Below are 13,763 nucleotides of genomic sequence, written 5' to 3' on the forward strand. Positions count from 1 at the left end.
CCCCACGCGGACGAACCTTGGTAAGCGTTAAACGTTATTTGCCCGACTTGACCTTGGTCCAGCTGCGGGTCATCAGGCGTTGGATCTTGGGCGGCAACTCGGAGTTGACGTAGAGCTTGTCGACCACCGCCTGCGGTGGATAGACCGCTTCATCGGTGCGCACTTTCTGGTCCATCAGCTCGCCGGCCTTGGGGTTCGGGTTGGCATAGCCGACGGTATCGCTGACCTGGGCGATCACCTCAGGCTTGAGCACATAGTTGATGAACGCGTGGGCTTGCTTGACGTTGGTGGCGTCGCGCGGGATCGCCAGCATGTCGAACCAGAGGTTGCCGCCTTCCTTGGGGATCACGTAGGCGATCTGGACGCCCTTGCCGGCTTCGCTGGCACGCGAGCGCGCCTGGAAGATGTCGCCGGAGAAACCGGCAGCCACGCAGATCTCGCCATTGGCCAGGTCGGAAATGTACTTGGAGGAGTTGAAGTAGGTCACGTAAGGCCGGATCTTGAGCAACTGGGCCTCGGCCTTCTTGTAGTCTTCGGGGTCTTCGCTGTTGGGGTTGAAGCCCAGGTAGTTGAGCATCGCCGGGATCATTTCGTCGCCCGAATCGAGAAAGGACACCCCGCAACTGGAGAGCTTCTTGATGTTTTCCGGCTCGAACAGCATGGCCCACGAGTCGATCTTGTCGACGCCCAGCACCGCCTTGATCTTCTCGACGTTATAGCCGATGCCATTGGTGCCCCAGAGGTACGGCACGGCGTACTGGTTGCCAGGGTCGTTGCGTTCCAGGCGCTTGAGCAGCGACGGGTCGAGGTTGGCGTAGTTCGGCAACTGCGCCTTGTCGAGCTTCTGGAATGCCCCGGCCTTGATCTGCTTGCCCAGGAAGTGGTTGGACGGCACGACCACGTCATACCCGGTACGACCGGCCAGCAGCTTGCCTTCCAGGGTTTCGTTGGAATCGAACACGTCATACACCGGCTTGATCCCGGTGGCTTTTTCGAAATCCGCCAGGGTGGTCTCGCCGATGTAGTCCGACCAATTATAAATATGCACGGTGGAGGCCGCCTGGACACTGACGGCGAGCGTCAGGCCGGCGCCGACCAGCAAGGCGTTGCGTAACAAAGAAAAGACTGGCACGTGGAGGTCCTCTTATATAGTTGGGCCCAAGTTGCCCCCCGTTACCGGGCCATCAAGGGCCCTGCAACAAAACCGGCGCGCAACTTACCCTCGATAAACCGATCCAGCAAAACTTTTATTATTGAATGGTTCCTGTTGCCGCCGGCGCGATGCCCGCGACAACAGGAAAGTGCTTCAGGCCGGCTTATTTACCGGATTTGATCTTGGTCCAGCTGCGGGTCAGGATCCGCTGGGTCGCCGGCGGCAAGTCGCTGATCGCGTAGAGCTTGGCTTTGACTTCATCCGATGGATAGATGTTCGCATCGCCGGAGATGTCCTTGTCCACCAACGCCGTCGCGGCTTTGTTGCCGTTCGGGAAACGTACGTTGTTGGTGATCTCGGCCATGATTTCCGGTTTCATCAGGAAGTTCATGTACTGATAGGCGGCATCGACGTTTTCGGCGTCCTTGGGAATGGCGACCATGTCGTAGAACGAACCGGCACCTTCTTTCGGAATGGCGTAGGCCACCTTGACCTTGCCACCGGCTTCGGCAGCGCGGGACTTGGACTGCTCGATGTCACCCGAGTAACCCACGGCGACGCAGATGTTGCCGTTGGCCAGGTCGGAAATGTACTTGGAGGAGTGGAAATAGCTGATCGAAGGACGGATCTTGAGGAACAGCGCCTCGGCGTCAGCCAGTTGCTTCTTGTCCTGGCTGTCGGTCGGATAGCCCAGGTAATGCAGGGCCACCGGGATCATCTCGGTTGGCGAATCGAGGAAGCTCACGCCGCAGCCCTTGAGCTTGGCGATGTTTTCCGGCTTGAGCAGGGTGTCCCAGGAGTCGATCTTGTCGACGCCCAGTGCGGCCTTGACCTTCTCCGGGTTGTAGCCGATGCCGATGGTGCCCCACATGTAAGGGAAGGCATGCTGGTTGCCCTTGTCACTGGCGTCGCCAACCGCCTTGAGCAGGTCGGTGTCGAGGTTTTTCCAGTTCGGCAGCTTGGACTTGTCCAGCGGCTGGTAGACGCCGGCCTTGATCTGCTTGGCCAGGAAGTTGTTCGACGGCACCACGATGTCATAACCGGACTTGCCGGCCAGCAACTTGGCTTCCAGGGTTTCGTTGCTGTCGAACACGTCGTAGACCACTTTGATCCCCGACTCTTTCTCGAACTTGGCAACGGTGTCCGGCGCGATGTAGTCGGACCAGTTGTAGACGTGCAGCACTTTGTCTTCTGCCTGGACGGCCCCCGCCATCACCCCCATCAGGGACATGGCCAGGAGGGTCTTGCCAGCTATCTTCTTACCTAATGCGTTCATGCCTAATGCCTTCATGAATAATGCTCCAGTTATTCTTTTTAGCGCCACGTTCAGTAGCCGGCTCGCGGGCAACTTGAACAGCACGGTAGTCTGGCAAGTTACGGGGCAGGCTTTCAACAAAAGCCCAGTCTTTTATTCACACAGGGCGAGGCCCTTGAAGGCGCCTCGCACAGAGCCTAGCACTTAGCCTTGCAACGCACTGAGGGTCAGGTCCAGACACTTGCGCGCCTTGCTCACCAGTTCGTCGATCTCGGCCTTGCTGATGACCAGCGGCGGCGCAATGATCATGGTGTCGCCCACCGCGCGCATGATCAGCCCGTTATCGAAGCAGAACTGCCGGCAGATCATGCCCACGCCCTTGCCCTCGTAGCGCTTGCGCGTGGCCTTGTCCCGGACCAGTTCGATCGCCCCCAGCAACCCGACGCCGCGCACTTCACCCACCAGCGGATGATCGTTCAGTTCCCGCAAGCGGCGTTGCAAATAGGGTGCCGTTTCGTCGTGGACCCGCTCGATGATCTTCTCGTCGCGCAGGATACGGATGTTTTCCAGGGCCACCGCCGCCGCCACCGGGTGGCCGGAATAGGTGAAGCCGTGGTTGAAGTCGCCGCCTTCGTTGAGCACCGCGACCACATCGTCACGCACGATCAGCCCACCCATGGGGATGTAGCCGGAGGTCAGGCCTTTGGCGATGGTCATCATGTGCGGTTTCAGATCGTAGAAATCGCTACCGAACCACTCACCGGTGCGGCCGAAACCGCAGATCACTTCGTCTGCGACGAACAGAATGTCGTATTTGGCGAGGATCTCCTTCACACGCGGCCAGTAACTGTCCGGCGGTACGATCACCCCGCCCGCGCCCTGGATCGGCTCGGCGATGAAGGCACCGACGTTGTCCACGCCGATCTCCAGGATCTTTTCTTCCAGCTGGTTGGCCGCCCACACGCCGAATTCTTCCGGGCTCATGTTGCCGCCTTCGCCGAACCAGTAGGGCTGGGCGATATGGACGATGCCCGGGATCGGCAGATCGCCCTGTTCATGCATATACGTCATGCCGCCCAGGCTCGCGCCGGCCACGGTCGAGCCGTGATAACCGTTCTTGCGGCTGATGATGACTTTCTTGTTCGGCTGGCCCTTGATCGCCCAGTAGTGGCGGACCATGCGCAGCATGGTGTCGTTGCCCTCGGAGCCGGAACCGGTGAAGAACACATGGTTCATGCCTTCAGGAGCGATGTCGGCGATGGCTTTGGACAGTTCCAGCACCGGCGGGTGAGCGGTCTGGAAGAACAGGTTGTAGTACGGCAGCTCGCGCATCTGTTGGCTGGCGGCGTCGGCCAGTTCGTCGCGACCGTAGCCGACGGCCACGCACCAGAGGCCGGCCATGCCGTCGAGGATCTGGTTGCCTTCACTGTCCCAGAGATAGACGCCCTTGGCGCGGGTGATGATGCGCGGGCCCTTCTCCTTGAGTTGCTTGAAATCGCTGAATGGGGCCAGGTGGTGATCGCTGCTCAGGGCCTGCCATTCACGGGTTTGCGGATTGTTGCCGGTCATGCCGATTCTCCTTTTATATCGGTGGGGGCGAGACAGGGTCGCTGCCTCGCCCGGCGCCTCAGACGGCAAAGAGCAGGAATTCCCGCTCCCACGAACTGATGACGCGCTTGAAGTTTTCATGCTCGGCCCGCTTGACCGCGACGTAGCCGGTGATGAATTTCTTGCCCAGGTACTTCTCGATGGTCGCGCTGTTTTCCATGCGCTCCAGGGCGTCTTCAATAGTCAGCGGCAGGCGCAGGTTGCGGCGTTCATAACCGCGGCCCACCACCGGCGCACTCGGGTTGATGCCCTCGACCATGCCGATGAAGCCACACAGCAGGCTGGCGGCAATCGCCAGGTACGGGTTGGCGTCGGCGCCCGGCAGGCGGTTTTCCACCCGACGGTTCTGCGGCCCGGCGTCCGGCACGCGCAGGCCGACGGTGCGGTTCTCTTCGCCCCACTCCACGTTCACCGGTGCCGAAGTGTCCGGCAGGAAGCGGCGGAACGAGTTGACGTTGGGGGCGAACAGCGGCAACAACTCGGGGATGAACTTCTGCAGGCCGCCGATGTGGTGCAGGAACAGCTCGCTCATGGTCCCGTCTTCATTGGAAAAGACGTTCTTGCCAGTTTCCTTGTCGATGATGCTCTGGTGCAGGTGCATCGCACTGCCCGGCTCGCCGGTCATGGGCTTGGCCATGAAGGTCGCGGCCACGTTGTGCTTGAGCGCCGCCTCGCGCATGGTGCGCTTGAACACCAGGATCTGGTCGGCCAGGGACAGCGCGTCGCCGTGACGGAAGTTGATTTCCATCTGCGCCGTGCCGTCTTCGTGGATCAAGGTGTCGAGGTCCAGCTCCTGCAATTCGCACCAGTCGTAGACGTCCTCGAACAGCGGGTCGAATTCGTTGGCCGCTTCGATCGAGAACGACTGGCGACCGGTTTCCGGACGACCGGAACGGCCCACGGGCGGTTGCAGCGGGAAGTCCGGGTCGTCGCTGCGCTTGGTCAGGTAGAACTCCATTTCCGGCGCGACAATCGGCTGCCAGCCCTTGTCGGCGTAGAGCTTGAGCACCTTCTTGAGCACGTTGCGCGGCGACAGCTCGATGGGGTTGCCTTGCTTGTCGTAGGCGTCGTGGATGACCTGGGCGGTGGGCTCGATGGCCCAGGGCACCAGGAACACTGCGTTTTCGTCCGGGCGGCAGATCATGTCGATGTCGGCCGGGTCGAGCAGTTCGTAATAGATGTCGTCTTCGACATAGTCGCCGGTCACGGTCTGGAGCAGGACGCTCTCGGGCAGGCGCATGCCTTTTTCGGCGATGAATTTGTTGGTCGGCGAGATCTTGCCCCGGGTGATGCCGGTCAGGTCGCCAATCATGCATTCGACTTCTGTGATCTTGTGGTCTTTCAACCAATCGGTGAGCTGGTCGAGGTTGTTACTCATAAATGCCTCTAGGCGTGAGTTTCCTGACTGCTATTAGTCGTCAGGCGTTGTTTGACGCATCCGCGTCGCGTTGTGTTGCCCTTGCTCGGCAGGCATCGCCAAATGCCTGGAAAATCGCAAGGTAGTGCGGGTTGGAGCTTACCGCCCATTCGGGGTGCCATTGCACTCCTAAAGCAAAAGCCTTGCCCTGTATAACCGAAACAGCCTCGATAAGGCCATCCGGCGCCACCGCCTCGACCCGCAGCCCCGGCGCCAGGCGCTCGATTCCCTGGCCGTGGATCGAGTTGACGTCGATCACCGCTGGCAGGCCCAGGCCGGCGAGAATGCCGCCCGGCTGGATATGCATGGCGTGGGCCGGGCCGTACTGGATGTCCACCGGTTGGGTGTCGTCTTCACGGTGATCGATAAAGGTTCCGACTTCATGAACTTTCTGATGCAGGCTGCCGCCAAAGGCTACGTTCATTTCCTGGAAACCGCGGCAGATACCCAACACCGGCACGCCCGCGTCGACAGCGGCGCGAATCAGCGGCAGGGTGGTGGCGTCCCGTGCAGGATCATGGGCAGTGCCTGGCGCACTGGCCGGACCCTGGTAATGAAAAGGTTCTACATTGGAAGGAGAGCCGGTGAAGAGCAGGCCATCCAGGGCGTCCAGAATATCGGACGGCGGGACCAGGTCCGCGAGGGAAGGAATCAGCAGGGGCAGGCCCCTGGCGGCCGTCACGACAGCTCGTGAATACTTGTCGCCGCTGACGTGATACGCATGCAGACCGATCTGCCTGGAGCAGGTGGTGACGCCGATTAACGGCAGGCGAGACATGAAGCACCCCGGTATTATTGCTGTTATGGGTTTGAATCGAGCTTAGCCTTGTTCATTTTTTTACACAACACCCCCGTAAAAAATACAACACGGCCCGCTCAAGCCTGCGGGCGCCAAGACCCGCAAAGGGAAAAAAACGCCCCAAACTGCCTCAAAAAAGCCCTCAAGGTGCTTTTTTAGGGCAAAAAAGGCCCTGCTTGACTTCGGCATGCCGTTCGGGTTGACTGGGTTTCGAAAAGATCAATGATTGATATTTTTAACAACAAAGGTGTTGCATCATGTCGGTACCCCCGCGTGCCGTTCAGCTTAACGAAGCGAACGCGTTCCTTAAGGAACATCCTGAGGTTCTGTACGTTGACCTTCTGATTGCGGATATGAATGGTGTGGTGCGCGGCAAGCGCATCGAACGCACCAGCCTCCACAAGGTTTACGAGAAAGGCATCAACCTGCCGGCCTCCCTCTTTGCCCTGGATATCAACGGCTCGACAGTGGAAAGCACTGGCCTGGGCCTGGACATCGGCGATGCCGACCGCATCTGCTATCCAATCCCCGGCACCCTGTCCAACGAACCCTGGCAGAAGCGCCCTACCGCGCAACTGCTGATGACCATGCACGAACTCGAAGGCGAGCCCTTCTTCGCCGACCCGCGTGAAGTCCTGCGCCAGGTGGTGACCAAGTTCGATGAACTGGGCCTGACCATCTGCGCCGCCTTCGAACTGGAGTTCTACCTGATCGACCAGGAGAACGTGAATGGCCGCCCGCAACCGCCCCGCTCGCCGATCTCCGGTAAACGCCCGCACTCGACCCAGGTCTACCTGATCGACGACCTCGACGAATACGTCGACTGTCTCCAGGACATTCTGGAAGGGGCCAAGGAGCAAGGTATTCCCGCCGACGCCATCGTCAAGGAAAGTGCCCCGGCGCAGTTCGAAGTGAACCTGCACCACGTGGCCGACCCGATCAAGGCCTGCGACTACGCGGTATTGCTCAAGCGCCTGATCAAGAACATCGCCTACGACCATGAAATGGACACCACCTTCATGGCCAAGCCGTATCCGGGCCAGGCGGGCAATGGCCTGCATGTCCACATCTCGATCCTGGATAAAGATGGCAAGAATATTTTTGCCAGCGAGGATCCCGAGCAGAACGCCGCGCTGCGTCACGCGATCGGCGGTGTGCTCGAGACCCTGCCCGCGCAGATGGCCTTCCTCTGCCCGAACGTGAACTCCTACCGGCGTTTCGGCGCACAGTTCTACGTGCCGAACTCGCCGACCTGGGGCCTGGACAACCGCACCGTGGCCTTGCGCGTGCCCACCGGTTCCGCCGATGCCGTGCGCCTGGAACACCGCGTTGCCGGTGCCGACGCCAACCCGTACCTGCTGATGGCCTCGGTATTGGCTGGCGTGCACCACGGCCTGGTCAACAAGATCGAGCCCGGCGCCCCGGTGGAAGGCAACAGCTACGAGCAGAACGAGCAAAGCCTGCCGAACAACCTGCGCGACGCCTTGCGCGAACTGGACGACAGCGAAGTCATGGCCAAGTACATCGATCCGAAATACATCGATATCTTCGTGGCCTGCAAGGAAAGCGAGCTGGAGGAGTTCGAACATTCCATCTCCGACCTTGAATACAACTGGTACCTGCATACCGTGTAAGCGGTTGCTGCAAAAAAACGCCGCAGGCCTTCACAGGCTGCGGCGTTTTTTATGGATGCCCCGCACATTGTGGCGAGGGGATTTATCCCCGCTGGGCTGCGCAGCAGCCCCAAACCTGATAAATGCAATCGAACCAGACACGTCGAGGTGTCTGGCTTCGGGGGCGCTTCGCACCCCAACGGTGATAAATCCCCTCGCCACAGGAAATCTGCCTCCACACAGCCGGGGATGTGCCCATCCACCCGCTCTGCGTACAATGCCCGCAGTCCCGCAGGAGCCCTCCATGACCCGCACCGCCACCCCGCGCAAACCCCGCGCACGCAGCCAGGCCCGGATCGACTCGATTCTCGATGCCGCCCGTACGCTGCTTGCCGCCGAAGGCGTGGCCAGCCTGTCGATCTACAGCGTCGCCGAGCGCGCCGCGATCCCGCCCTCCTCTGTCTATCACTTCTTCGCCAGCGTCCCGGCCCTGCTCCAAGCCCTGACCGCCGATGTCCACGCAGCCTTTCGCGCATGCCTGCTAGGGCCGATCGACCATGAAGCCCTGGACCACTGGCGTGACCTGTCGCGCCTGGTGGAACAGCGCATGCTCACCATCTACAGCGAGGACGCCGCCGCTCGCCAATTGATCCTTGCCCAGCACGGCCTGACCGAAGTCACCCAGGCCGACCGCCAGCACGACCTCGAGCTGGGCGAGCTGATGCACAAACTGTTCGACCGCCATTTCGAGCTACCAACCCTGCCCACCGATGTCGACGTCTTTGCCCTGGCCATGGAACTGGGCGACCGCGTCTACGCCCGCTCGGTGCAGCAACACGAACAGATCACCCCGCGCATGGCCGAAGAAGGCATGCGGGTGTTCGATGCGTACCTGGGCTTGTACCTGCCGCCGTATCTGCCCAAGCGACACGCCGTCTGACGCCTGCTGTCTGCTCAAAGAAAAGCCCCGGAGGGCTCACGCCGTCCGGGGCTGTTGATGTTGCATCGCTCACAACTTGGCGATCGACACCTCGGTGGATTTCACGAAAGCGATGACTTCGCTACCGATGGCCAGCTCCAGTTCCTTGACCGAACGGGTAGTGATGACCGAAGTGACGATGCCGGAGGCCGTCTGCACATCGATTTCCGAGAGCACGTCGCCTTCGACGATTTCCTTGATGGTGCCTTTGAACTGGTTGCGTACGTTGATGGCTTTGATAGTCATGGTGTCGTTTCCTTTTCTGGATGAGGTTATTGCGCCCAACGCAATTGCGTAGGCAAGGGTGAAACGGGTTCGGGTTCCGGTGGTTGGCCGGGCAAGGACAGCACTCGGTTGAGGACTTCGGTTTCCAGGGCCGCCAGTCGATGAGAACCGCGGGCCCGGGGACGTGGCAGGTCGATGGCCAGGTCGAGGCCGATCTGGCCGTCTTCGATCAGGATCACCCGGTCGGCAATCGCCACCGCTTCGCTGACGTCGTGGGTCACCAGCAGCACGGTGAAGCCGTGTTGCTGCCAAAGATTTTCGATCAGTTGCTGCATCTCGATCCGCGTCAGGGCGTCCAGCGCTCCCAGAGGCTCGTCGAGCAACAGCAGGCGCGGCTGATGGATCAAGGCGCGAGCCAGGGCCACCCGTTGTTTCTGCCCGCCGGACAGCGCCGCCGGCCATTCCTCGGCGCGGTCGGCCAAGCCTACGGCTTCCAGCGCCTGTAACGCTTGGGGCCGCCAGTTGCCCTTGAGCCCGAGGCCGACGTTGTCGATGATTTTTTTCCAGGGCAGCAAGCGCGCTTCCTGGAACATCAGCCGCGTGTCCTGTTGCGCAGCGCTCAGCGGAGCCGAACCGGCCAGCAACTGACCGTCAGTGGGTTGATCCAAGCCGGCCAGTAGCCGCAGCAAAGTACTTTTGCCACAGCCGCTGCGACCGACCACCGCCACGAATTGCCCGGCGGGGATATGCAGATCGATGTCACGCAACACCTGGCGCGAGCCAAAGGTTTTCTGCAGTTTGCGCACCGCCAGCGGAATGCCCCGCAACAGGCGTGGAGGTTGTTGTGCGGTCATGCGACACCTCCCTTGTTGACCTGATATGCCGGATGCCAGCGCAGCCACACCCGCTCAAGTCCACGGGCGGCAAGGTCGGCCAGTTTGCCGAGCACGGCGTACAACAGGATCGCCAGTACCACCACGTCGGTTTGCAGGAATTCCCGGGCGTTCATCGCCAGGTAGCCGATGCCGGAGCTGGCGGAAATGGTTTCCGCGACGATCAGCGTCAGCCACATGAAACCCAGCGCAAAGCGCACGCCCACCAGGATCGAGGGCAAGGCGCCCGGCAGAATCACCTGCCGGAACAGGCTGAAACCGGACAAGCCGTAGCTGCGGGACATCTCCACCAATGCCGGATCGACGTTGCGGATCCCGTGATAGGTGTTGAGGTAGATCGGAAACAGCGTGCCCAGGGCCACCAGAAAAATTTTCGCCGACTCATCGATGCCGAACCACAGGATCACCAGCGGGATCAGCGCCAGGTGCGGTACGTTCCTAACCATCTGCACCGAGCTGTCCAGCAGGCGCTCGCCCCATTTCGACAGGCCGGTGATAAAGCCCAGGGTCAGGCCGATGCCGCCGCCAATCAAGAACCCGACCGCCGCACGCCAGCCGCTGATGGCCAGGTGCGTCCAGATCTCGCCGCTGCGCACCAGGTTGATCCCGGCCTCGATCACCGCCACCGGTGCCGGCAGGATCCGCGTCGACAGCCAACCGGCCGACACCGACAGCTGCCACACCGCCAGCAACAGCAGCGGCACCGCCCAGGGCGCCAGATTGTGGATAACTTTCTTCATGGCCGCCTCAGCTCTGGGACGCGGCTTTGGGAAGGATGTCGTTGGCGACCATCTCACCGAACGGGCTCACATAGCCGCCGCTCTTCGGCAACTCTGGACGCTCCACGTCCAGGTGCGGGAACAGCAGCTCCGCCACGCGGTAGGACTCTTCCAGGTGTGGATAACCCGAGAAGATGAACGTATCGATCCCCAGATCGGCGTATTCCTTGACCCGCGCCGCCACGGTCGGGCCATCTCCCACCAGCGCCGTGCCGGCACCGCCACGCACCAGGCCAACGCCGGCCCAAAGGTTGGGGCTGACCTCCAGCTTGTCGCGACTGCCACCATGCAAGGCAGCCATGCGTTGCTGGCCCACCGAATCGAAGCGCGCCAGGGAAGCCTGGGCGCGAGCGATGGTGTCATCGTCCAGGTGAGAGATCAGCCGGTTCGCGGCTTGCCAGGCCTCGGCATTGGTTTCCCGCACGATCACATGCAGACGGATGCCGAAGCGCACGGTACGGCCGAGCTTCGCGGCCTTGGCCCGAACCTGGGCGATTTTCTCTGCCACGGCCGCAGGCGGTTCGCCCCAGGTCAGGACCATTTCCACCTGCTCGGCCGCCAGATCCTGGGCCGCTTCAGAAGAACCGCCAAAATACAGCGGAGGACGCGGCTGCTGGATCGGCGGATAGAGCAGCTTGGCGCCCTTCACGCTGATGTGCTCGCCGTCGTAATCCACGGTCTCGCCTTCCAGCACCCGACGCCAGATGCGGGTGAATTCCACCGAAGCCTGGTAGCGCTGCTCGTGGTCGAGGAACAGGCCATCGCCGGCCAGCTCATCCGGGTCGCCGCCGGTGACCAGGTTGAACAACGCTCGCCCGCCGGACAACCGGTCCAGCGTCGCAGCCTGACGCGCCGCCACCGTCGGGGAAATGATCCCGGGGCGCAGGGCAACCAGAAATTTCAGGCGCTGAGTCACGGGAATCAGCGAAGCGGCGACCAGCCAGGAGTCCTCGCAGGAACGCCCGGTTGGGATCAGCACGCCACCAAAACCCAGTCGGTCGGCCGCTTGGGCGATCTGTTGCAGGTAGCCGTGATCGACGGCGCGAGCGCCTTCGGCGGTGCCAAGGTAATGGCCGTCGCCGTGGGTGGGCAGGAACCAGAAAATATTGAGGCTCATGGAGTGGTCTCCTAAAGGGGTCGAATTACTGTGCGTTCGCAACGGCCGCTGGCGGCGTCCAGATCACGTCCTTGATGCTCAAGGGCTTGGGAATCAATTTGAGCTGATAGAAGCTGTCGGCGATTTTCTGCTGCGCCGCCACCACTTCCGGGGTGAGGAACAGCGCCCCGTAGCCCTGGCGCTTGACCGAGGTCAGGGTGATGTCGGCGGGCAGGCCGAGCAGTGGTGCTACCTGTTTGGTCACGTCCTCGGGGTTAGCCTTGGACCATTCGCCGACGGCGCGTACCTCGTCCACCAGGGCGGTAATGACCTGTGGATGCTGTTGCGCATAAGGCTTGGTGGCGAGATAGAACTGATGGTTGTCGACGATGCCTTTGCCATCACGCAGGGTGCGAGCTTGCAATTGCTGCTCGGCGGCCGCCTGGTACGGGTCCCAGATCACCCAGGCATCGACGCTTCCGCGCTCGAACGCGGCGCGGGCATCGGCCGGCGGCAGGAAGACCGTCTGGATGTCGGAATATTTGAGGCCGGCGTCTTCCAGCGCCCGCACCAGCAGGTAATGGACGTTGGAGCCCTTGTTCAGCGCGACTTTCTTGCCCTTGAGGTCTTGTACCGACTGGATCGGCGAGCCCTTGGGCACCAGGATCGCCTCGCTGTTGGGCGCCGGAGGCTCGTAGGCGACGTAAAGCAAGTCGGCGCCCGCCGCCTGGGCAAACACCGGCGGGGTTTCACCGGTCACGCCGAAGTCGATGGAGCCGACGTTCAGGCCTTCCAGCAACTGCGGGCCACCAGGGAATTCAGTCCATTGCACGTCCACGCCTTGGGCGGCGAGGCGTTTTTCCAGGGTGCCCTTGGCCTTGAGCAGCACCAGGGTGCCGTATTTCTGATAACCGATCCGCAAGGTTTCGGCTTGAGCCTGGATGGTGGCGCCGAAGGACACAGCCGCAGCAAACAGAGCGACCAGCCCGCGACGCAAAATGACAGTGCGCATGGCGCCTCTCCTTTTTGCTGTGGGGTTTTGGCTGCACCTGCTTGGCCGTTGGCGGCTGAGTAAGGTGAGTTGAAACGGGGTTTCGAAATTCAGATGCTCCAGCGAGCACTCAACAGACGTTCATTCAAAACGCTGGGGTCCAACGGCCGGGGCCGACGAGCCATGGCGCTGAAAAACTGTTCCAGCGCCTCGTCCAGGCGCTGCTGCAAGGCCGGCGTCAATTGCGCCTGGGCGCTGCCTTCGCCATAAGCGATCTGGCTGTCCTCGGCGAAGATCCCATGAAGCATTTCCTGGGCCTTGAGCGCCGACAACACGGGCTTGAGGGCGTAATCCACCGCCAGCATGTGGGCGATACTGCCGCCGGTGGCCATGGGCAGCACGACCTTGTGGCTCAAGGCACGCTCAGGCAGCAGGTCCAGCACGGTTTTCAATGCACCGGAAAACGAGGCCTTGTACACCGGCGTCGCAATCAGCAGGCCATCAGCGTTCTCGATCTGCTGGAGCAGGTCGATGATCTTCGGGCTGTCGAAGCGCGCATGCAGCAGGTCTTCGGCCGGAAAATCGCGGACCTGATAGCTCACCACTTCCACTCCTTGCTGCTGCAACCAGCGTTGCGAACGCTCCAGCAGCACCCCGGAACGGGAGCGCTGGCTGGGACTGCCACCGAGTGAGACGACCAACATGCCAACCATTCCTTAAATGTCACGTGCGATTCGCGGTGGGCGATCTCGCTGTATGGGGCAAACCATAACAGCCGATTCATATATCTTTAAATCATATTTATTCATTTGGTTATTCGATACAGAGATATACCGTCAGCTTTCCTGAGCCCAATAAAAAAAGGCCGTCGAAACGGCCGAAAACCCTTGGTGCACAGCGTTTCAGTGTGGGAGCGGGCTTGCTCGCGAAGACGGTGTATCAGGCGACATTGCTT

Annotated in this window: 13 protein-coding genes; 2 read left to right on the forward strand and 11 right to left on the reverse strand. The window is 61.3% G+C overall.

Features of this window, described 5'->3' with window-relative positions; genetic code table 11:
• Positions 1-34: 34 nt before the first annotated feature.
• From RGM2987_RS14550 to RGM2987_RS14570, 5 genes are all read right to left on the reverse strand, one after another.
• Positions 35-1,132, reverse strand: a complete 1,098-nt coding sequence (locus tag RGM2987_RS14550) for a polyamine ABC transporter substrate-binding protein (RefSeq protein WP_245142301.1) — start codon at positions 1,130-1,132, stop codon at positions 35-37.
• A gap of 184 nt (positions 1,133-1,316) precedes the next feature.
• Positions 1,317-2,429, reverse strand: a complete 1,113-nt coding sequence (locus tag RGM2987_RS14555; protein ID WP_245142304.1) for a polyamine ABC transporter substrate-binding protein — start codon at positions 2,427-2,429, stop codon at positions 1,317-1,319.
• Between the two features lie 183 nt (positions 2,430-2,612).
• Positions 2,613-3,977 carry an aspartate aminotransferase family protein gene (locus RGM2987_RS14560; protein WP_245142306.1) on the reverse strand — a complete coding sequence of 455 codons (1,365 nt, stop codon included), beginning with the start codon at positions 3,975-3,977 and terminating at the stop codon, positions 2,613-2,615.
• Positions 3,978-4,035: 58 nt separating this feature from the next.
• Positions 4,036-5,394 carry a glutamine synthetase family protein gene (locus RGM2987_RS14565; protein WP_245142309.1) on the reverse strand — a complete coding sequence of 453 codons (1,359 nt, stop codon included), beginning with the start codon at positions 5,392-5,394 and terminating at the stop codon, positions 4,036-4,038.
• A gap of 40 nt (positions 5,395-5,434) precedes the next feature.
• A complete protein-coding gene (locus tag RGM2987_RS14570) occupies positions 5,435-6,211 on the reverse strand; it encodes a gamma-glutamyl-gamma-aminobutyrate hydrolase family protein (protein WP_245142311.1) in 777 nt (258 codons plus the stop codon).
• Positions 6,212-6,489: 278 nt separating this feature from the next.
• Between RGM2987_RS14570 and RGM2987_RS14575 the strand changes: the two genes are divergently transcribed.
• A complete protein-coding gene (locus tag RGM2987_RS14575) occupies positions 6,490-7,866 on the forward strand; it encodes a glutamine synthetase family protein (RefSeq protein ID WP_245142313.1) in 1,377 nt (458 codons plus the stop codon).
• A 283-nt stretch (positions 7,867-8,149) separates the two neighbouring features.
• On the forward strand, positions 8,150-8,785 hold the full coding sequence (locus RGM2987_RS14580) for a TetR/AcrR family transcriptional regulator (RefSeq protein WP_245142315.1): 636 nt from the start codon (positions 8,150-8,152) through the stop codon (positions 8,783-8,785).
• A gap of 69 nt (positions 8,786-8,854) precedes the next feature.
• Here RGM2987_RS14580 and RGM2987_RS14585 read toward each other — a convergent pair whose 3' ends face one another.
• The 6 genes from RGM2987_RS14585 to ssuE all read right to left on the reverse strand — a co-directional run bounded on the left by RGM2987_RS14585 (position 8,855) and on the right by ssuE (position 13,512).
• On the reverse strand, positions 8,855-9,070 hold the full coding sequence (locus tag RGM2987_RS14585) for a TOBE domain-containing protein (protein WP_003177394.1): 216 nt from the start codon (positions 9,068-9,070) through the stop codon (positions 8,855-8,857).
• Positions 9,071-9,096: 26 nt separating this feature from the next.
• A complete protein-coding gene (gene ssuB, locus RGM2987_RS14590; RefSeq protein ID WP_245142318.1) occupies positions 9,097-9,903 on the reverse strand; it encodes an aliphatic sulfonates ABC transporter ATP-binding protein in 807 nt (268 codons plus the stop codon).
• Positions 9,900-10,682 carry an aliphatic sulfonate ABC transporter permease SsuC gene (gene ssuC, locus RGM2987_RS14595; RefSeq protein WP_245142320.1) on the reverse strand — a complete coding sequence of 261 codons (783 nt, stop codon included), beginning with the start codon at positions 10,680-10,682 and terminating at the stop codon, positions 9,900-9,902. Before ssuC ends, ssuB begins: the two co-directional genes overlap by 4 nt.
• 7 nt (positions 10,683-10,689) lie before the next feature.
• Positions 10,690-11,838: an FMNH2-dependent alkanesulfonate monooxygenase gene (gene ssuD, locus RGM2987_RS14600; RefSeq protein ID WP_245142322.1), complete on the reverse strand. Its 1,149-nt coding sequence runs from the start codon at positions 11,836-11,838 to the stop codon at positions 10,690-10,692.
• Between the two features lie 25 nt (positions 11,839-11,863).
• On the reverse strand, positions 11,864-12,829 hold the full coding sequence (locus RGM2987_RS14605) for a sulfonate ABC transporter substrate-binding protein (protein ID WP_245142325.1): 966 nt from the start codon (positions 12,827-12,829) through the stop codon (positions 11,864-11,866).
• 89 nt (positions 12,830-12,918) lie between these two features.
• On the reverse strand, positions 12,919-13,512 hold the full coding sequence (gene ssuE / locus RGM2987_RS14610; RefSeq protein ID WP_245142328.1) for an NADPH-dependent FMN reductase: 594 nt from the start codon (positions 13,510-13,512) through the stop codon (positions 12,919-12,921).
• Between the last annotated feature and the right edge of the window lie 251 nt (positions 13,513-13,763).

It is taken from the genome of Pseudomonas sp. RGM2987 (assembly GCF_022952855.1).
Taxonomy (GTDB): Bacteria; Pseudomonadota; Gammaproteobacteria; order Pseudomonadales; family Pseudomonadaceae; genus Aquipseudomonas.